General features: G+C 67.2%; 18 protein-coding genes. 16 read left to right on the top strand and 2 right to left on the bottom strand.

Going from position 1 to position 16,993, the window contains the following annotated elements; genetic code table 11:
- Window positions 1–21 precede the first annotated feature (21 nt).
- The 8 genes from rsxC to ACQ66H_RS18380 all read left to right on the top strand — a co-directional run bounded on the left by rsxC (window position 22) and on the right by ACQ66H_RS18380 (window position 7,969).
- Complete coding sequence (gene rsxC, locus ACQ66H_RS18415; protein WP_430435661.1) at window positions 22–1,485, top strand: electron transport complex subunit RsxC; 1,464 nt, start codon at window positions 22–24, stop codon at window positions 1,483–1,485.
- On the top strand, window positions 1,482–2,555 hold the full coding sequence (locus tag ACQ66H_RS18410) for an RnfABCDGE type electron transport complex subunit D (protein ID WP_430435228.1): 1,074 nt from the start codon (window positions 1,482–1,484) through the stop codon (window positions 2,553–2,555). Before rsxC ends, ACQ66H_RS18410 begins: the two co-directional genes overlap by 4 nt.
- A complete protein-coding gene (gene rsxG, locus ACQ66H_RS18405) occupies window positions 2,552–3,187 on the top strand; it encodes an electron transport complex subunit RsxG (protein ID WP_430435227.1) in 636 nt (211 codons plus the stop codon). The genes ACQ66H_RS18410 and rsxG overlap by 4 nt, the downstream gene beginning before the upstream one ends.
- A complete protein-coding gene (locus ACQ66H_RS18400) occupies window positions 3,187–3,864 on the top strand; it encodes an electron transport complex subunit E (protein WP_430435226.1) in 678 nt (225 codons plus the stop codon). Before rsxG ends, ACQ66H_RS18400 begins: the two co-directional genes overlap by 1 nt.
- 21 nt (window positions 3,865–3,885) lie before the next feature.
- Window positions 3,886–4,167, top strand: coding sequence for an RnfH family protein (locus ACQ66H_RS18395; RefSeq protein WP_430435225.1), 282 nt, complete (start codon window positions 3,886–3,888; stop codon window positions 4,165–4,167).
- Window positions 4,157–5,779, top strand: coding sequence for a nitroreductase family protein (locus ACQ66H_RS18390; protein WP_430435224.1), 1,623 nt, complete (start codon window positions 4,157–4,159; stop codon window positions 5,777–5,779). Before ACQ66H_RS18395 ends, ACQ66H_RS18390 begins: the two co-directional genes overlap by 11 nt.
- Window positions 5,780–5,820: 41 nt before the next feature.
- On the top strand, window positions 5,821–6,627 hold the full coding sequence (locus tag ACQ66H_RS18385) for an ankyrin repeat domain-containing protein (RefSeq protein ID WP_430435223.1): 807 nt from the start codon (window positions 5,821–5,823) through the stop codon (window positions 6,625–6,627).
- An 85-nt stretch (window positions 6,628–6,712) separates the two neighbouring features.
- Complete coding sequence (locus ACQ66H_RS18380; protein WP_430435222.1) at window positions 6,713–7,969, top strand: putative Na+/H+ antiporter; 1,257 nt, start codon at window positions 6,713–6,715, stop codon at window positions 7,967–7,969.
- 7 nt (window positions 7,970–7,976) lie between these two features.
- On the opposite strand, the gene ACQ66H_RS18375 is transcribed toward ACQ66H_RS18380, so the two are convergent.
- Window positions 7,977–9,671 carry a sigma 54-interacting transcriptional regulator gene (locus ACQ66H_RS18375; RefSeq protein ID WP_430435221.1) on the bottom strand — a complete coding sequence of 565 codons (1,695 nt, stop codon included), beginning with the start codon at window positions 9,669–9,671 and terminating at the stop codon, window positions 7,977–7,979.
- 380 nt (window positions 9,672–10,051) lie between these two features.
- Between ACQ66H_RS18375 and ACQ66H_RS18370 the strand changes: the two genes are divergently transcribed.
- The 8 genes from ACQ66H_RS18370 to ACQ66H_RS18335 all read left to right on the top strand — a co-directional run bounded on the left by ACQ66H_RS18370 (window position 10,052) and on the right by ACQ66H_RS18335 (window position 15,936).
- Window positions 10,052–10,978: a catechol 2,3-dioxygenase gene (locus tag ACQ66H_RS18370; protein ID WP_430435220.1), complete on the top strand. Its 927-nt coding sequence runs from the start codon at window positions 10,052–10,054 to the stop codon at window positions 10,976–10,978.
- 10 nt (window positions 10,979–10,988) lie between these two features.
- The gene (locus tag ACQ66H_RS18365; RefSeq protein ID WP_430435219.1) at window positions 10,989–11,234 is read left to right on the top strand and encodes a phenol hydroxylase subunit; all 246 of its coding nucleotides are present in this window, start codon (window positions 10,989–10,991) and stop codon (window positions 11,232–11,234) included.
- Window positions 11,235–11,276: 42 nt separating this feature from the next.
- A complete protein-coding gene (locus tag ACQ66H_RS18360; protein WP_430435218.1) occupies window positions 11,277–12,269 on the top strand; it encodes an aromatic/alkene monooxygenase hydroxylase subunit beta in 993 nt (330 codons plus the stop codon).
- A 9-nt stretch (window positions 12,270–12,278) separates the two neighbouring features.
- Window positions 12,279–12,548 carry an MmoB/DmpM family protein gene (locus ACQ66H_RS18355; protein ID WP_430435217.1) on the top strand — a complete coding sequence of 90 codons (270 nt, stop codon included), beginning with the start codon at window positions 12,279–12,281 and terminating at the stop codon, window positions 12,546–12,548.
- A 65-nt stretch (window positions 12,549–12,613) separates the two neighbouring features.
- Window positions 12,614–14,167, top strand: a complete 1,554-nt coding sequence (locus ACQ66H_RS18350; protein ID WP_430435216.1) for an aromatic/alkene/methane monooxygenase hydroxylase/oxygenase subunit alpha — start codon at window positions 12,614–12,616, stop codon at window positions 14,165–14,167.
- Window positions 14,168–14,180: 13 nt separating this feature from the next.
- Window positions 14,181–14,540, top strand: coding sequence for a phenol hydroxylase subunit P4 (locus ACQ66H_RS18345; RefSeq protein ID WP_304011688.1), 360 nt, complete (start codon window positions 14,181–14,183; stop codon window positions 14,538–14,540).
- The gene (locus ACQ66H_RS18340) at window positions 14,540–15,598 is read left to right on the top strand and encodes an NADH:ubiquinone reductase (Na(+)-transporting) subunit F (RefSeq protein ID WP_430435660.1); all 1,059 of its coding nucleotides are present in this window, start codon (window positions 14,540–14,542) and stop codon (window positions 15,596–15,598) included. Before ACQ66H_RS18345 ends, ACQ66H_RS18340 begins: the two co-directional genes overlap by 1 nt.
- A 2-nt stretch (window positions 15,599–15,600) precedes the next feature.
- Window positions 15,601–15,936: a 2Fe-2S iron-sulfur cluster binding domain-containing protein gene (locus ACQ66H_RS18335; protein ID WP_430435215.1), complete on the top strand. Its 336-nt coding sequence runs from the start codon at window positions 15,601–15,603 to the stop codon at window positions 15,934–15,936.
- Window positions 15,937–16,125: 189 nt separating this feature from the next.
- Here the strand turns inward: ACQ66H_RS18335 and ACQ66H_RS18330 are convergent, their stop codons facing one another.
- On the bottom strand, window positions 16,126–16,869 hold the full coding sequence (locus ACQ66H_RS18330; protein ID WP_019916680.1) for a GntR family transcriptional regulator: 744 nt from the start codon (window positions 16,867–16,869) through the stop codon (window positions 16,126–16,128).
- Window positions 16,870–16,993: the final 124 nt, after the last annotated feature.

The following is a 16,993-nucleotide window of genomic DNA, read 5'->3' as shown; positions in this document are numbered from 1 at the left end:
GTCATTCCGCCGATACGTTGACTGCTCCAGCGCTGGGGCGTACATCCTGACAGCCACAAGTTTCCCGCGGCGACACTGGACATCGTCAACGCCGGACTGCCGCCGGCGCTGGTGATCCCGCTGTCGCAGCACTCCGGTGCTCCGGCCCGGCCGGTGGTGAAGATTGGCGACACCGTTTTGCGCGGCCAGCTGATCGCAGAAGCCGGGGGGCGCATTTCAGCGCCGCTGCATGCACCGACCTCCGGCGTCATCGCCGCCATCGGCGAAGCCACGATGGCGCATCCGGCCGGTCTGGGTGGGCCGGCGATCACGCTGCATCCGGACGGACTGGATCAATGGACGGAGCGACACGCCGAGCCCTATCCGATCACGCTGGCGCCGGACGAGATCACGCGCCGCGTTGCCGCCGCGGGCATCGTTGGTCTGGGCGGCGCCAGTTTTCCGTCGGCGGTCAAGCTGGAGCTGGGACGGCGCAGCCAGATCGACACCGTCATCCTGAACGGCAGCGAATGCGAGCCCTATCTGTCCTGCGACGACCGGCTGATGCAGGAATGCGCGGCCGACATCATCGAGGGCGCACGCCTGATCATGCGATCGACCGGCGCGCAGCGCGTGCTGGTGGGCATCGAGGACAACAAGCCGGAGGCGGTTGCGGCAATGAAGGTGGCTGCGCACCCCTTTCCCGAGGTGTCGGTGGTGCGCATTCCCAGCCGCTACCCGATGGGCGCTGACCGCCAGCTCATCCAGACGCTGACCGGCATCGAGGCGCCGGCTGACGGTCGCGCAGCCGATGTCGGCATCGTGGTGCACAACGTCGGCACCGCTTACGCGGTACAGCGCGCGCTGCGCCACGGCGAGCCGCTGACTGAACGCGTGGTCACCGTGGCCGGCGGTGCGGTGACGGCGCCGCGCAATCTGCGCGTGCGTCTGGGTACGCCGCTGTCCTGGCTGTTCGAACGCTGCGGCGGTCTGCGTGGAGTACCGGCGCGTGTGGTGGTCGGCGGTCCGATGATGGGCGTCGGCGTGCCGGACATCGACACGCCAGTGGTCAAGGGCTCGAGCGGCGCGCTGGCGCTGACCGCCGCCGAAGTCGGCGAGCGCGAGCCGAGCGCCTGCATACGCTGCGGCAGCTGTGTGAGTGCCTGTCCGGTCGGGCTGATGCCGCTGGACATGGCGGCGCTCATCCAGGCCAACGAGCTGGGCCGCGCCGAGGACATCGGCCTGGGCGACTGCCTCACCTGTGGTGCCTGCGGTTTCGTATGCCCGTCGCGCATTCCGCTGGTGCAGTACTTCAACCACGGCAAGGGCGAGCTGTGGGCGCGCGAACGCGAGGGCCGCAAGCTTGACCGGGTGCGCGAACTGACCGAGGCGCGCGCTGCCCGCGTCGAGCAGGAGGCGCGCGAGAAGGCCGAGGCACACGCCCGGCGCAAGGCCGAGCGCGCGGCGGCCGCCGCCGAGGCGGCCCGCAAGGAGACCACGGCATGAGCACCCCGATACACGCGTCACCGCATGCGGTGGCTTCGCGTACCAGCGGCCAGATCATGGGTCTGGTCATGCTGGCGCTGCTGCCGGCCACGCTGGTCGGCTTCTGGCAGTTCGGCTGGCCGGCCTTCTGCCTGTGGACGGTGACCGTGCTCTCCTGCGTGCTGTCGGAGGCGATGTGCCTGCGCTGGGCCGGGCGGCGCGTCATGCCGGTGCTGTTTGACGGCTCGGCGGCGCTGACCGGGTGGCTGCTTGCGTTGTCGATGCCGCCGTGGGCGCCCTGGTGGCTGGGCGCGCTGGGCGGCGTCATCGCCATCGTGATCGCCAAGCAGGTGTTCGGCGGTCTCGGCTGCAATGTGTTCAACCCGGCCATGGTCGGGCGCACCGTGCTGCTGGTGTCCTTCCCGGTGCTGATGACGCAGTGGGTCAATCCGCAGATGCTGAGCCAGGGCACAGATCTGGCGCAGGCGGTGAACATCGGCCTGTCGGGAGGTGTGCCGGACGCTTTCACCAGCGCTTCGCTGCTCGGCAACGTGAAGACGGAGCTGGGTCGCGGCACCGTGCTGGCCGAGGCGATGTCCGGCTTCGCCACCGCTCAGGGCGCATCGGGCGAACGCGCCGGCAGCCTGGGTGAGACGGCGTCGCTGTGGGTGCTGCTGGGCGGACTGTTCCTGGTGGCCAAACGCGTGATCGGCCTGCGCATACCGCTCGGCTTCCTGGTTGGCCTTTGCCTGCCGGCGGCAATCGCGCACGGCGTGGCCCCCGACCACTATCTGCCGCCGCTGGCCCACCTGCTGTCGGGGGGCGCGATGCTCGGCGCCTTCTTCATCGCGACCGACTATGTCACCTCGCCCAGCGCACCGTTCGGGCAGTGGATATTCGCGCTCGGCGCCGGCCTGCTGACCTGGCTGATCCGGACCTGGGGCGGCTATCCCGAGGGCGTGGGTTTCGCCGTGCTGCTGATGAATGCGGTGACCCCGGTACTCGATCTGTGGGCGAGGCCGCGCATATTCGGCCGCAGCATCCGTGGCAAGTCGCTACCCGCGCGACGCGTGCAGGAGCTGCCGCGATGAGCGAACGACGCATACCCGATGCCGTGTGGTTTCCCGGCCTGTCGCTCGGTGTGGTGATGCTGGTGACCACCGCGGTGCTCGCGTTCAGTCACAGCGCGACCGCCGAGCGCATCGAACAGGCGGCCGCAGACGACACCCGACAGCAGCTTGAGCAGATCTTGCCCGCCGGCTACGCGGACAACAATCTGCTGACCGACACGCTGCAGCTGACCGGCCCCGACGGCGCTCCGCTGACCGTGCATCGGGCGCGCAAGGGCGGCGCACTGCAGGCGGTGCTGTACGAAACGTCGGGCAACGGCTACGGCGGGCGCATCGTGCTGCTGATGGCGGTCAACCTCGCCGGCCGCGTGGTCGGCGTGCGGGTGACCAAGCATACCGAGACGCCGGGCCTGGGCGACAAGATCGAGGTCGCCCGCAACGACTGGATACGGTCCTTCGACGGCAAGTCGCTGCAGCAGCCGGAGCCCGCCCGCTGGGCGGTGAAGAAGGACGGTGGCGTGTTCGACCAGTTCGCCGGGGCGACCATCACGCCGCGTGCGGTGGTCGGCACGGTCAGGAAGGGCCTCGAATTCTTCGCCGCACACCGTGCCGAGCTGATCGGTGACGCGGCGCCCGCCGGAGGAGGACAGTGATGAGCGACAGCCCGGACGTGAAGGCCGTCATGCGTGACGGCGTATGGGACAACAATGCGGTGCTCGGTCAGATGCTGGGGCTGTGCCCGACCATGGCGGTGACCAGCAGCGCCACCAACGGACTCGGCATGGGGCTGGCGACGACCGCCGTGCTGCTGATGTCGAACGCGCTCATCTCGTCGCTGCGGCACTGGGTCAGCGACGAGGTCCGCATCCCGGTATTCATCGTGCTCATCGCCGGCATGGTGACGCTGGTCGATCTGTGCCTGAACGCGTGGTTCCACGACCTGTACAAGGTGCTCGGCATCTTCATCGCGCTCATCGTCGTGAATTGCGCCGTGCTCGGGCGGGCCGAGGCCTTTGCGTCGCGCCACGCGGTCGCGCTTTCGGCGGTCGATGGGCTGGCCACCGGGCTGGGCTTCACGCTGGCGCTGACGCTGATGGGCGCGGTGCGCGAGGTGACCGGTGCCGGCACGCTGTTCGCCGGTGCATCGCTGCTGCTCGGTCCGCAGTTCGCCTTTCTCGAAACGAAGGTGGCGGACGCCGGGGCGCTGTTCATGATCCTGCCGCCCGGCGGCTTCCTCGTGCTGGGGCTGCTGATCGCGGCGCGGCGCCGCCTGCAGCACTGGTCGGAATCGCGCCAGCCGGCCGCCTTGCCGGCAGCTGCGGCGCAGTGAGGACTCGATGAGGACGACGCGATGAAGATAGGCGTGGCGTGGGTCGGGCCGACCGACCGCGTGTGGATGCAGGTGGAGGTGCCGGACGGCTGCACGGTGGCCGATGGCATCGCGCGTTCCGGAATCCTGGAGCGCTGCCCCGACATCGACATCGACAAGGCCAAGGTGGGCGTGTTCGGCAAGGTGGTGAAGAAGGACGCCGCGCTGCGCCCGGGCGACCGCGTCGAAATCTATCGCCCCATCATCTGCGACCCGGAAACGGTGCCGCGGCGCAATGGCGCCGCCGACGACGATGACGAATGAAGACGTGAGCGCACGCAGCCGCGTGCGTGACTACCACCGTCGCACCATCCACCGCTACGCGGCCTACGCCGCCGGCCCGGAAACGCTGGACTGGGACGCGCAGCCGTCGCCCTTCCGTCACTACGAGGGCGCGCCGCGGGTGGCGTTGCCGCTGGCCACCGACGATGACAGCCCGGTCGCTGCGCGCTTGCGTCTGGACTGGCGCATGCTCGACACCGGTCTGCCGCCCTTGCCCTGCACGCTGTCCGCGCTGGGGGCGCTGCTGCATCTGGCACTGGGCCTGACCGCCTGGAAGTCCACCGGCCCCGACCGCTGGGCGGTGCGCGCCAATCCGTCGAGCGGCAATCTGCACCCGGTCGAGGGCTGGCTGTTCGCGGTCGGCGTGCCGGGGCTGGACGACGGCCTCTGGCACTACCTGCCCGAAGTGCACGCGCTGGAACTGCGCGCCGCCTTCGAGCCGGGTGGTGCGCCCGGCCTGCACCTCGCGCTCAGTTCCGTCATGTGGCGCGAGGCGTGGAAGTACGGCGAGCGCGCCTTCCGCTACTGCCAGCTCGATGTCGGTCACGCGACGGCCGCACTGCGCAATGCGGCGGCCGTGCTCGGCTGGTCGCTCGCCGTGCAGCCGGTTCGCGTCAACCTGCTGGCGGCAGCGCTGGGGCTCGATCGTCTGCCGGATTTTCCGGCGCGACGCGAGCAGGCGACCGAGGTGGAAGAGGCGGAACTGCTGTTCGGTGTGGGCGTCGGCCACGTGCCCGGACCTTTGCCGGTGCGCACGGTGGAGCGCTGGCACGGGCGGGCGAGCACAATAGACGCGCATCCGATGTACCGCTGGCCGGCGATCGACGAGGTCGCCGACGCGACGCGCGATGCCTTGCCGCGTGGCGAACTGCCGGCGCCGACGCGTGAGGTGGCCGCGCCCTGCGGCCGCTCGGTCGGTCATGTGCTGCTCGGCCGGCGCAGCGCGCGACGCTTCGACGGTCGTCACCTGATGGCGCGCGACGACTTCGACGGCCTGCTGCAACGGCTGCAGCCCTGTCGCGCCGCGCCGTGGGACGCATTGCCCGACGACCGCCGCATCGATCTGCTGCTGTTCGTGCACCGGGTCAACGGCCTCGCGCCCGGCGTCTATCTGTTGCCACGCGGTCCGGCCGGGGGCGGGGTGCTGCCGCTGCTCGCTGCACTGTATCCGCTGACGCCCGTCAACGGGCTGCGCAGCGACCTGCGCCTGCTCGCCACGATGGCGCCGCCGGCGCTGGCGCGGCTGGCGCGCAGCCTGCACTGCCACCAGGACATCGCGTCCACCTCCTGCTTCGCACTCGGCATGCTGTGCGAGTTCGATGCCGCGCTCGATGCATCGCCGGCGGCCTACCGCGCGCTGCACCGTCAGGCCGGCCTGATCGGCCAGCAGCTCTATACCGAAGCCGAAGCGCTGGGTCTGCGCGGCACCGGCATCGGCTGCTTCTTCGACGACGCGGTGCACGAGCTGCTCGGCCTCGAAGACGAGCGCTTCCGCACGATCTATCACTTCACGATGGGCCGCGCCGTCAACGACGCGCGCATCGAAACCACGCCTGCCTACGCCGGCGCCGAACAGGAGCCGATGGCCGCATGAGGTCCGTCAGGACGTCGGCGCGTCGGCTGGAGGGCTGAACAGTGAGCACGACCTACCGCCGCATTTCCGCCGCCCAGGCGGCCGATCTGATCGCCCGCCACCGCAGCGGCCGCCTGCCGGCGCTGGCGCTGTTCGATACGCGCGATCGCGCCAGTTTCGAACGTACCCACATCGACGGCGCACGCCACCTCAGCGATGCGGTGTTCGGCGAGGTGCTGCAGACGGTGGCGCGACCCACGCCGGTGCTCATCTACTGTTACCACGGCAATGCCAGCCAGAGCTGGGCCGAGCGCTTCAGCGACTTCCGCTACCCCGAGGTGTACAGCGTCGATGGTGGCCACGCACCGTTGGCGAACGCACTGGACCGGCTGGCGGTCGGCCGCGACGGTTGCGCGCTGCCGCCGGACGCGTCACCGGCGCTGCGCGCGCTGATCGAATCGAATGGCTTCGATCCGCGCAATCTCGATGGCGCGATCGCGCACGGACTGACACCGCTGATGCGCGCCGCGCTCGACGGCGAGGCGGCACGGGTGGACGAACTGCTGGCGGCCGGCGCCGACGTCGGCTGCCGCAATGCCGACGGCAACAACGCGCTGTGGCTGGCCTGTGTCGGCGGCGACGCCGACATCGTGCGTGCGCTGGCCGGCGCCGGCATCGACCTCGACAACCGCAACGACACCGGTGCCACCGCGCTGATGTACTGCGCCTCCAGCGGCAGGCACGCGATGCTTGCGCTGCTGCTCGATCTCGGCGCCGACCCGCTGCTGCGCACCGACGACGACTATGTCGCCGCCGATCTGGCATCGACCGTCGAGTGCCTCAAGCTGCTGCGGCACACCATCGCATGAGCACCCCGACGAGGGCAGCTGCCGGCGTCAACGCACGACGCGTACGCCCGCCTTCATTCCAACCCCGACAAAGCAAGGATTCCCGATGACTCCGGGCACGCTCCAAGCGGTCGGCACTGCGCTGTTCGCGGTGGCCGTTGCACACACCTTCCTGACCCGGTATTTCGAGCACCTCGCACATCTGCAGCCCGGTCATGCCGGCATCTGGCATCTGCTCGGCGAGGTCGAAGTGGTGTTCGGCTTCTGGGCTTTCGTGCTGCTGGCCTTCATGGCGCTCACCGGTGGTGCCGGCAGCGCAGCCGGCTATCTGGAAGCGCTCGACTACACCGAGCCGGCCTTCGTGTTCGTCATCATGGTGGTGGCAGCCAGCCGGCCGGTACTGGAACTGTGCAAGGCGGGCGCACGCATGCTGGCGCGCTACATTCCGGCGGCCGACAGCGTCGCCTTCCATTTCGTCTGCCTGTCCGTGCTTCCGCTGCTCGGCTCCTTCATCACCGAGCCGGCTGCGATGACGCTGGCGGCGCTGATGCTGCGCGACAACGTCTACAGCAGGAAGATTTCGCACCGGCTGAAGTACGTCACCCTGGGCGCGCTGTTCGTGAACGTGTCGATCGGCGGCACGCTCACCCATTTCGCCGCGCCGCCGGTGCTGATGGTGGCCGGCAAGTGGAACTGGGACATGGGGTACATGCTCGGCCACTTCGGCTGGAAGTCGGCGATCGCCGTGTTCGTCAACGCCGGCGTGGCAACGCTGCTGTTCGCGCGCGAGCTGAAGTCGCTGCACGTGGATACGCGCAGCAGCGACCGCACCGTGCCGCGCTCACTGATGCTGCTGCACGTGCTGTTTCTCGCCGGCATCGTTTACTTCGCGCACCATCCGGTGGTGTTCGTCGGACTGTTCCTGCTCTTCCTCGGTGTGGCCGAGGCCTACCGGCATTACCACGACCGGCTGATGTTGCGCGAGGGCCTGATGGTGGGCTTTTTCCTCGCCGGCCTGGTCACGCTGGGGGCGCTGCAGCAGGGGTGGCTGCAGGCCGCGCTCACCGGCATGGACAGCACGGCGCTTTACTTCGGCGCCACTGCGCTGACCGCGATCACCGACAACGCGGCACTGACCTACCTGGGTTCGCTGGTGGAGGGCACAGACGAGGCCTTCAAGTACTCGCTGGTGGCCGGTGCGGTGACCGGCGGTGGGTTGACGGTGATCGCCAACGCGCCCAATCCGGCCGGGTTCGCCATCCTGCGCGGCCATTTCGACGACGAGGCGATCAATCCGCTCGGCCTGTTCGTGACTGCGCTGCCGCCGACCATCGTCGCCATCCTGGCTTTCCAGCTGCTCTGAGCACGCGCTATGAATCAGCCGCTTCGGCTTCGCCCTCGGTGCGCTGCAGCCGGTAACTGAGTTTGGGCCGCGACATGCCGAGCCGGCGCGCGGCGCGCGCGATGTTGCCGCCCTCCTGATCGACGCAGGCCTTCATCAACTGCTGTTCGAGTTCCTCCAGCGGAATGCCGGTGCGCAGGATCTGCTCGACCAGCTGCTCGCGCACCGCGTCGCCGCAGCCTTCTTCCAGCTTGCCGCAGGCGGAAATGCCGGATTCGCGCGCCAGCACCGCTTCCAGCGACAGGAAGAGGTGGTGCGCCTCGATCCAGCCCTGCTGCGGCGCCAGCACGACGCCGCGCTCGATCACGTTTTCCAGCTCGCGCACATTGCCCGGCCAGTGGTGAGCGTGCAGGGACTGGAAGCCCTTGTCCGACACGCCCTGCACGTGCTTGCCGTGCTGGCGGTTGAACTTGGCGACCAGCGAATCGACCAGCTGGCGCAGGTCGGCCAGCCGCTCGCGCAGCGGCGGGATGTGGATGGGGTAGACGTGCACGCGGTAATAGAGGTCGGGGCGGAAGCGGCCTTCCTTCACCGCCTGCGCCAGATCGACGTTGGTGGCGGCGACCACGCGCACGTTCACCTTGCGCGTGCGCTCGTCGCCGAGGCGCTCGATCTCGCCCTCCTGCAGCGCGCGCAGCAGCTTGGCCTGGGCGGCCAGCGGCATTTCGCCGATCTCGTCGAGGAAGAGGGTGCCGCCCTCGGCACGCTCGAACTTGCCGGCGCGCGAGGCGTGGGCGCCAGTAAAGGCGCCCTTCTCGACACCGAACAGTTCCGATTCGATCAGGTCGTGCGGAATGGCTGCGCAATTGACGGCGACGAAGGGCGCGTCCTTGCGCGGACTCATCTGGTGCAGCACACGGGCGAAGCGTTCCTTGCCGACGCCGGTCTCGCCGAGCAGCAGTACGGTCACCGTGGTGCCGGCGGCGCGCAGCATCAGTTCATAGGCGCGACGGAAGCTGGCTGAATTGCCGATCAGGTCGGGTGGGGTGGGCGCGTCGATCGTGTCGTCGCGCTGGGCGACGCCGGTCCAGGCGGCTGCTGGAAGGTGGGCGATGCGGCTCTCCGGCTCGAAGTAGCGGGCGTACTGCTCGCCGTCCTCCCATTCCTCGACCGGCTTGCCGATGATGCGGCAGTTGTTGGCGCCGCAACAGGCGCATTCGGTTTCCTTGAACAGCACCATGCGGCCCATGAAGGCCGAGGTGTAGCCCGAGGCGTAGCCGATCTGCATCCAGCACACCGGGTCGGCGGCCTGACCGAATTCGCGCAGGTGGAATTCCGCTTCCCACGAGTGTTCCCACAGGAACTCGCCGTCGAACTCGCCGCTGCGCACGTCGATATGGATGTGCACCGGCGTCACCTGCACGCTGCCCTCCAGCATGTGCAGCTGCGGGCCGACGAAGAAGGATTCGATCGGGTTCTGGTCCGGCCGTATCGTGCGCGCCAGTTCGGCGTCGCGCATGCCGGATTCGTAACCCATGCGGGTCAGGATGCGGCGCGCCGATTCCGGCCCGACCGACTTGATGAGCTGCGTGCGCAGCGCCGACATCGCGGCGCAATGCATCAGCAGCATGCGATTTTCCGCCAGCCAGATCAGTCCGTCGTCGGCCGAGAACCTGACCAGTTGACGCAGATCGCTGTTGTGCGGGTACTTGAACGTACTCATTGCCCGTGCCTCCTCCAGACCGGTGCTTCATGTTGCGCTGCACAGCGGTTCGGCCGCCGTCTTCTGCAGGGACCGCGTGCGCGATCCCGGCTGCATGGCGTGGCCGGTCTTCTTCCGGTCGAATCGTTCACCAGTTGGTGAACACCTCTTCGGGCGCTTCACCAACTCATCAACCGGCGGACGCGGCGACTGTACTCCTGGCCACCTAAAACCGCCAAATATCGAGATTTTTATCGATTATCGAGTATGGCACGCTTCTTGGATAGGAGAGGGTGCGGCTGACGGCTGCATCCGGTACTTCGGCGAGAGCGCTCTTGCTTCCGTTTCTTCCGAGGTGTTGATGCGCCGCAGCACGCACCACAAAAAGGAGGAGGAAAGCGATGGCAATGACCGGCGTGCTGCGCCCGGGTCATGTCGCCCTGAGGGTGACGGATCTGGAAGCGGCGGTGAAACACTACGGACAGGTACTGGGCCTGATAGAGACCGGGCGGGACGCGCAAGGTCGCGTGTACTTCAAGGCCTGGGATGAACACGATCACCACAGCGTGGTGCTGCGCAAGGCGGATGCGCCAGGCATGGACTACATGGGCTTCCGTGTGGACAGCGAGGCGACGCTGGACCGTCTGGCGGCGGACATCGAAGGCAGCCGCCTGGCCACCGACCTGCAGTGGGTGCCGGCGGGCGAACACCTGCACACCGGGCGACGCTTCCGCTTCACGACGCCGACCGGCCACGCGATCGAGCTGTTCGCGACCAAGGACAAGGTGGGCAACGGCCTGCCTGACCTGAATCCTGATCCGTGGCCGGACGGTCTGGTGGGCATGCAGCCGACCCGCTTCGACCACTGCCTGCTGTATGGCGACGACGTGGATGGCACGGTGAAGCTGTTCACCGAGGTGCTGGGCTTCACCATCGCCGAGCAGGTGATGGGAGGCGACGTGATGGTGGGCGTGTTCCTGACCTGCTCGACCAAGCCGCACGACATCGCCTTCATCCGCAATCCGGAGAAAGGCAAGTTCCACCACTGCTCCTTCATCCTGGATACCTGGAATGACGTGCTGCGGGCGGCGGACATCATTTCGCGCAAGGACGTGTCGCTGGACATCGGCCCCACCCGGCACGGCATCACGCGCGGCGCGACGATCTACTTCTTCGATCCGTCGGGCAACCGCAACGAGGTGTTCTCCGGCGGCTACATCTACTACCCGGACAAGCCGGTTATTACCTGGACCACCGAAGACCTCGGGCGCGCGATCTTCTATCACGACCGCAAGCTCAACGACGCCTTCCTCAATGTGTACACCTGAGGCGAGCGTCATGGCGTTGGCATTCGACCCCTTCCGCAAGTACGTGCGCGTCACTGGCGAGCGCGACGACGGCTTCGTCGAGTTCGATTTCGCGCTCGGCGAGCCCGAACTGTTCGCCGAAATGATGCTCACGCGCGCCGCCTTCGAGGAGTTCTGCGCGGCGCAGGGCGTGGTCGTGCTCGACGCCGCCGGTACTGAACCGGCGTCGCCGGTGTCGGCCCGGCTCAACGACGTACTGAACGGCGGCCCGCGCTGAGCGCGGGTTCGACGGCACAAGAACACATCAGAGGAGACAGGCATGCAGATCGACCTGCGTACCGTATCAATCAAACCGGTGCGCCAGACCTATGGCCACATCGCACGGCGCTTCGGCGACAAGCCGGCGTCGCGCTACCAGGAAGGCAGCTTTGACGTGCAGCCGACCGCCAATTTCCACTATCGCCCGACCTGGGACCCGGACCGCGACATCTTCGACGTCACGCGCACGCAATTGAAGATGAAAGACTGGTACGCGTTCAAGGATCCGCGCCAGTACTACTACGGCGCCTGGACGCTGGCGCGAGCACGTCAGCAGGACACGGCCGAATCGAACTTCGACTTCGTCGAGTCGCGCAACCTTGGCGCCTTGTTGCCCGATGACGTTCGCCAGCTGGCACTCGACCTGCTGCTGCCGCTGCGCCACGTCGCCTGGGGTGCCAACATGAACAACTCGTCCATCTGCGCCTACGGCTATGGCACGACGATCACCCAGCCCTGCATGTTCCACGCGATGGACAATCTGGCGATCGCGCAGTACCTGACACGCATCGGCCTGCTGCTCGGCGACACCGCCTCGCTGGCCACCGCGAAGGAGCACTGGCTGTACGCCGCCGACTGGCAGGGTCTGCGCCGCTACGTCGAGGACTGCCTGGTGGTACAGGACTGGTTCGAGCTGTTCGTCGCGCAGAATCTGGTGCTCGACGGCCTCGTGTATCCGCTGTTTTACAAGACCCTGGTCGAGGACGAACTGTCGCTGCGCGGCGGCACCGCGGTCGCCATGCTGACGCAGTTCATGACCGAGTGGTACGCCGAAGCCGCGAAGTGGGTCGATGCGCAGATCAAGACCGCCTGCGCCGAGTCGCCCGACAACGCAGCGCTGGTGCGCGGCTGGGTCAGCGCCTGGCAGGCGCGCGCACTGGAAGCCGTGATGCCGCTGGCGCAACGCGCGCTCGGCGAGCGTGCCGGCGCGGCGCTCGACGATCTCGCCACGCAGTTCGCCGCCCGCGTCGCCAAGTGCGGCGTGCCGGCCTGAGGTCGCGCCATGTCCAAGGTATTCATCGCGCTGCAGACCAACGACGACACGCGCCCGATCATCGAATCCATTCTGGCCGACAACCCGCACGCGGTGCCGGTCGAGTCGCCGGCGATGATCAAGATCGACGCCGAAGGTCACCTGACGGTGAAGCGCGCGTCGGTCTCCGAACTGATCGGCCGCGACTTCGACCTGCAGGAACTGCACACGCACCTGATATCGCTGTCCGGCCATATCGACGAGAGCGACGACGAGTTCACGCTGCACTGGGACAACTGATGGACAACTGATCCCGGCGCACGCGCCGAGGGAGAACCCGGATCTGTCATTGAGGAGAAACACAGATGGACATGCAGGTACCGAAGAAGAAGCTGGGCCTGAAGGAACGCTACACGCTGATGACCCGTGATCTGGCGTGGGACACCACCTATCAGACCAAGGAGAAGGTGTATCCGTACGCCGACTACGAAGGCATCAAGATCCATGACTGGGACAAGTGGGAAGACCCCTTCCGGCTGACCATGGACGCCTACTGGAAGTATCAGGCGGAGAAGGAACGCAAGCTCTACGCCATCATCGACGCCTACAGCCAGAGCAACGGCCACCTCGGCGTGACCGACGCGCGCTACCTGAACGCGATCAAGATCTTCCTGACCGCGGTGACGCCACTGGAATACATGGCCCATCGCGGCTTCGCCCACGTCGGTCGCGCCTTCCCCGGCGCCGGTGCGCGCGTGGCCTGCCAGATGCAGGCGATCGACGAAATGCGCCACGCGCAGACGCAGATCCACTCGCTGTCGAATTACAACAAGTACTACAACGGCTTCCACGACGCGCCGCACATGTTCGACCGCGTCTGGTACCTGTCGGTGCCGAAGAGCTTCTTCGACGACGCGATCACCGCCGGCCCGTTCGAATTCATCGTGTCGGTCGGCTTCTCCTTCGAGTACGTGCTGACCAATCTGCTGTTCGTGCCCTTCGTGTCGGGTGCGGCCTACAACGGCGACATGGGCACCATGACCTTCGGCTTCTCGGCGCAGTCCGATGAGGCGCGTCACATGACGCTGGGACTGGAGTGCATCAAGTTCATCCTCGAACAGGACCCGGCCAACCTGCCCATCGTGCAGCGCTGGATAGACAAGTGGTGCTGGCGCGGCGTGCGCCTGCTGTCCATCGTCGCGATGATGATGGACTACATGCTGCCCAAGCGCGTCATGAGCTGGAAGGAAGCCTGGGAGATCTATTTCGAGGAGAACGGCGGCGCGCTATTCAAGGACCTCGCGCGCTACGGCATCAAGATGCCGGCCTGCGCCGAACAGATCCGCCAGGAGAAGGATCACCTGTCGCACCAGGTGTGGGCCACCTTCTACAACTACGGCGGCGCCACCGACTTCCACACCTGGATGCCGACCGAAGACGAAATGCAGTGGCTGTCGCAGAAGTACCCGGACACCTTCGACAAGTACTACCGGCCGCGCTTCGAGTTCTGGCGCGAACAGCAGGAAAAGGGCAATCGCTTCTACAACAAGACGCTGCCCATGCTGTGCCAGACCTGCCAGATTCCGATGCTGTTCACCGAGCCCGGCGACCCGACGAAGATCTGCTACCGCGAGCGCAGCTACAAGGGCAACAAGTACCACTTCTGCTCCGACCACTGCCAGCACATCTTCGACCACGAGCCGGAGAAGTACGTACAGGCCTGGCTGCCGGTGCACCAGATCTACCAGGGCAACTGCTTTCCCGAGGGCGCCGATCCGACCGCGCCCGGCTTCGATCCGCTGGCCGCGGTGCTGGAGTACTACCGGCTCAACGTCGGTCACGACAACGGCGAGTTCGAAGGTTCGGAGGACCATCGCAACTTCGAAGCATGGCGCGGCATGGCCAAGCGCAACGACTGAGGGGGACGACGACATGCAAGTCGCTGCAGTGAAGGACTACGTCGGCGTGCCGCGCGACGTGGTCGACAACTTCCACGGCAACCAGCTCGTCTATATCGGCTGGGATGATCATCTGATGTTCGCCGCACCGCTGGCCTTCCCCTTCCCGCCGACCATGCGCTTCGGCGACATCGTCGAGAAGGTGCTGCCCGGCGCCTACGGCTACCACCCGGACTGGGCCAGGATCGACTGGTCGAAGGTCGAGTGGATGAAGTCAGGAGAGCCGTGGACGCCGCACTTCAACCGCACGCTGGCGGAGAACGGCATCGGCCACAAGGACGCCATCCGCTTCCGCACGCCGGGCCTGACCGGCATAAAGGGGTCGTGCAGCTGATGGCTTACGCGCTGACCATAGAACCGCTCGGCCAGACGCTGGAGGTCGAGGACGACCAGACGGTGCTGGATGCCTGCCTGCGGGCGGGCATCTGGCTGCCGCACGCCTGCTGTCACGGCCTGTGCGCCACCTGCAAGGTGCAGGTGACCGACGGCGAGGTGGACCACGGCGAGGCGTCCGATTTCGCGCTGATGGACTTCGAGCGCGAGGAGGGCAAGACCCTGGCCTGCTGCGCGCGGCTGCAGAGCGACGTCACCATCGAGGCGGACATCGACGAGGAACCGGACGCGCGCAACATTCCGGTCGAGGATTTCCACGGTACGGTGAGCCGCATCGAACAGCTGACGCCGACGATCAAGGGCCTGTTCATCCGGCTCGACCGGCCGCTCGATTTTCAGGCCGGCCAGTACATCAATCTGGACATCGGCGCCGAGCCGGGCATGTCGCGCGCGTTCTCGCTCGCCAATCCGCCGACCACCGGCGACGAGGTTGAACTGAACATCCGTATCGTGCCCGGCGGCCGCGGCACCACCTGGATACACGAGTCGCTGCAGGCGGGCGATCGGGTGAAGCTGTCCGGCCCCTACGGCCGCTTCTTCGTGCGCGAGTCGGCCGCCAGGCCGCTCATCTTCATGGCCGGCGGCTCCGGGCTGTCCAGCCCGCGGTCGATGATTCTCGACCTGCTGGCCAGGGGCTACGCCCAGCCGATCACGCTCGTGTACGGCGCGCGCAATCGCGCCGAGCTGTACTACCACGACGACTTCGTCGCACTGGCTGCGGCACACGCGAACTTCAGCTATGTGCCGGCGCTGTCCGACGAGGCGGCGGGCAGCGACTGGGCCGGCTTCCGCGGCTACGCGCACGAGGCGGCGCTCGCGCGCTTCCGTGAGGACTTCCGCGGCCACCAGGCCTATCTGTGCGGACCGCCGGTCATGATCGACGCCTGCATCAACGCGCTGATGCAGGGCCGGCTGTTCGAGCGCGACATCTTCACCGAGAAGTTCTTCTCGGCCGCCGATGCGCAGCAGGTGCGCAGCCCGCTGTTCAGGAAGATCTGACCATGGGGCGTTCGTACAGCATCGTGCTCGACGGCATCGGCCGCGAATATCTGTGTGCGGAAACGCAGAACGCGCTGCGCGGCATGGAGGCGCTCGGCGGCCGCGGCATCCCGGTCGGCTGCCGCCAGGGCGGCTGCGGCGTGTGCAAGGTGGAGGTGCTGTCCGGCACCTACACCGCTGGCGTCATGAGCCGCAGTGCAGTCAGCGAGGAGGACGAGCGCCGCCAGTGCGTGCTTGCCTGCCGTATCTATCCGACCAGCGACCTGCGGCTCAAGGTGGTCGGCAAGATGGTGCGCAGCGTCGAGGCGCTGAAGCAGGAGGCGGCGAAAAAGGGCTGACGAGGCGTGACCCTGTGGGAGCGAGCTTGCTCGCGACAGGGCCGCTGCACGCCGCGTGCTTCGATCGCCGCCGAGATCGCGAGCAAGCTCGCTCCCACGGGAGGCTTGCTCGTGCCGCCGACAAGGAGTGCTTCTTGTGGGAACGGCCTTGGCCGCGACGGGGCGGTCGAGGTCCGGCTACGCCCGCCGTCAGCGCCCGTTCGCCACCTTGCGGCTTGCCGATTCCTGCGCGAACTCCGGGACTGCGGACACCGTGTGAAAGGCCCGCCAGATGTGGCCGGACAGCAGGCGGCTGGCTTCGTCGGCGTCGCGCGCGATGGCCGCCTTGAAGATCTGTTCGTGTTCTTCGTGCACGTCCTGCGGCACCGGCCGGTTCAGCACCGATATGCGGCGGTAGCGTTCCGACTGCCGGTACAGGATGGCCAGGAAGTGGCGGATCCAGCGCGAGCCGCAGGCGCCGATCAGCGTTTCGTGGAACACGCGGTTACGCTCTTCCCACTCGTTCACGCTGCCGTCCAGGTCGCCGGCGAGCTTTTCCTCGGCCCGGGTCAGCAGGTGGAACGCACTCACCAGATTGCCTTCCCACGCCTCGTCGCCGTGGGCAATGCTCTGCCGCAGCGCCTCGCTTTCCAGCATCACCCGCGTGCGCGTGATGTCCTCGAGGTCGGCCAGCGATATGGGCGCCACGCGGAAGCCGCGCTGGCCCTGAGCGACCACCAGCGAGTCGCTCACCAGCAGCGCCAGCGCCTCGCGCAGCGTGCCGGCGCCCACCTCGTACTCGTCCTTCAGGTGCTCGACCCGAAGCTTCGCGCCCGGGGCGTGGCGGCCTTCGATGATGTCGCGCCGCAACTGCCGGTAGGCGCCATCGACCAGTGTCTTCGGCTCGTAGGCGTCGCCGTTGACCTGGAAGTCGCCGGTAATCAGCTGATCCATTTGATGTTTCCCTGAATGCCCACGCGGGTTGGGCGGGCATGTCGCCATTCTAGTTCCGAACTTTCTCCGTGAAAAGCCAAAAATCTCGAGAAAAAACGTTGACGTCGAGATAATCGTTTTATAT

Origin of the sequence: Methyloversatilis sp., from assembly GCF_965284615.1 — a bacterium.
GTDB lineage: Bacteria > Pseudomonadota > Gammaproteobacteria > Burkholderiales > Rhodocyclaceae > Methyloversatilis.
The sequence above is the reverse complement of the archived record's forward strand: the minus strand, read 5'-3'. Positions and strand labels throughout refer to the sequence as shown.

What these genes read in the sequence shown, in the direction of transcription:
- ACQ66H_RS18410 (WP_430435228.1), top strand. Translation starts at nt 1,482, where the DNA reads ATGAGCACCCCGATACACGCGTCACCGCATGCGGTGGCTTCGCGTACC.
- rsxG (WP_430435227.1), top strand. Translation starts at nt 2,552, where the DNA reads ATGAGCGAACGACGCATACCCGATGCCGTGTGGTTTCCCGGCCTGTCG.
- ACQ66H_RS18400 (WP_430435226.1), top strand. Translation starts at nt 3,187, where the DNA reads ATGAGCGACAGCCCGGACGTGAAGGCCGTCATGCGTGACGGCGTATGG.
- ACQ66H_RS18395 (WP_430435225.1), top strand. Translation starts at nt 3,886, where the DNA reads ATGAAGATAGGCGTGGCGTGGGTCGGGCCGACCGACCGCGTGTGGATG.
- ACQ66H_RS18390 (WP_430435224.1), top strand. Translation starts at nt 4,157, where the DNA reads ATGACGAATGAAGACGTGAGCGCACGCAGCCGCGTGCGTGACTACCAC.
- ACQ66H_RS18380 (WP_430435222.1), top strand. Translation starts at nt 6,713, where the DNA reads ATGACTCCGGGCACGCTCCAAGCGGTCGGCACTGCGCTGTTCGCGGTG.
- ACQ66H_RS18375 (WP_430435221.1), bottom strand. Translation starts at nt 9,671, where the DNA reads ATGAGTACGTTCAAGTACCCGCACAACAGCGATCTGCGTCAACTGGTC.
- ACQ66H_RS18370 (WP_430435220.1), top strand. Translation starts at nt 10,052, where the DNA reads ATGGCAATGACCGGCGTGCTGCGCCCGGGTCATGTCGCCCTGAGGGTG.
- ACQ66H_RS18365 (WP_430435219.1), top strand. Translation starts at nt 10,989, where the DNA reads ATGGCGTTGGCATTCGACCCCTTCCGCAAGTACGTGCGCGTCACTGGC.
- ACQ66H_RS18360 (WP_430435218.1), top strand. Translation starts at nt 11,277, where the DNA reads ATGCAGATCGACCTGCGTACCGTATCAATCAAACCGGTGCGCCAGACC.
- ACQ66H_RS18355 (WP_430435217.1), top strand. Translation starts at nt 12,279, where the DNA reads ATGTCCAAGGTATTCATCGCGCTGCAGACCAACGACGACACGCGCCCG.
- ACQ66H_RS18350 (WP_430435216.1), top strand. Translation starts at nt 12,614, where the DNA reads ATGGACATGCAGGTACCGAAGAAGAAGCTGGGCCTGAAGGAACGCTAC.
- ACQ66H_RS18345 (WP_304011688.1), top strand. Translation starts at nt 14,181, where the DNA reads ATGCAAGTCGCTGCAGTGAAGGACTACGTCGGCGTGCCGCGCGACGTG.
- ACQ66H_RS18340 (WP_430435660.1), top strand. Translation starts at nt 14,540, where the DNA reads ATGGCTTACGCGCTGACCATAGAACCGCTCGGCCAGACGCTGGAGGTC.
- ACQ66H_RS18335 (WP_430435215.1), top strand. Translation starts at nt 15,601, where the DNA reads ATGGGGCGTTCGTACAGCATCGTGCTCGACGGCATCGGCCGCGAATAT.
- ACQ66H_RS18330 (WP_019916680.1), bottom strand. Translation starts at nt 16,869, where the DNA reads ATGGATCAGCTGATTACCGGCGACTTCCAGGTCAACGGCGACGCCTAC.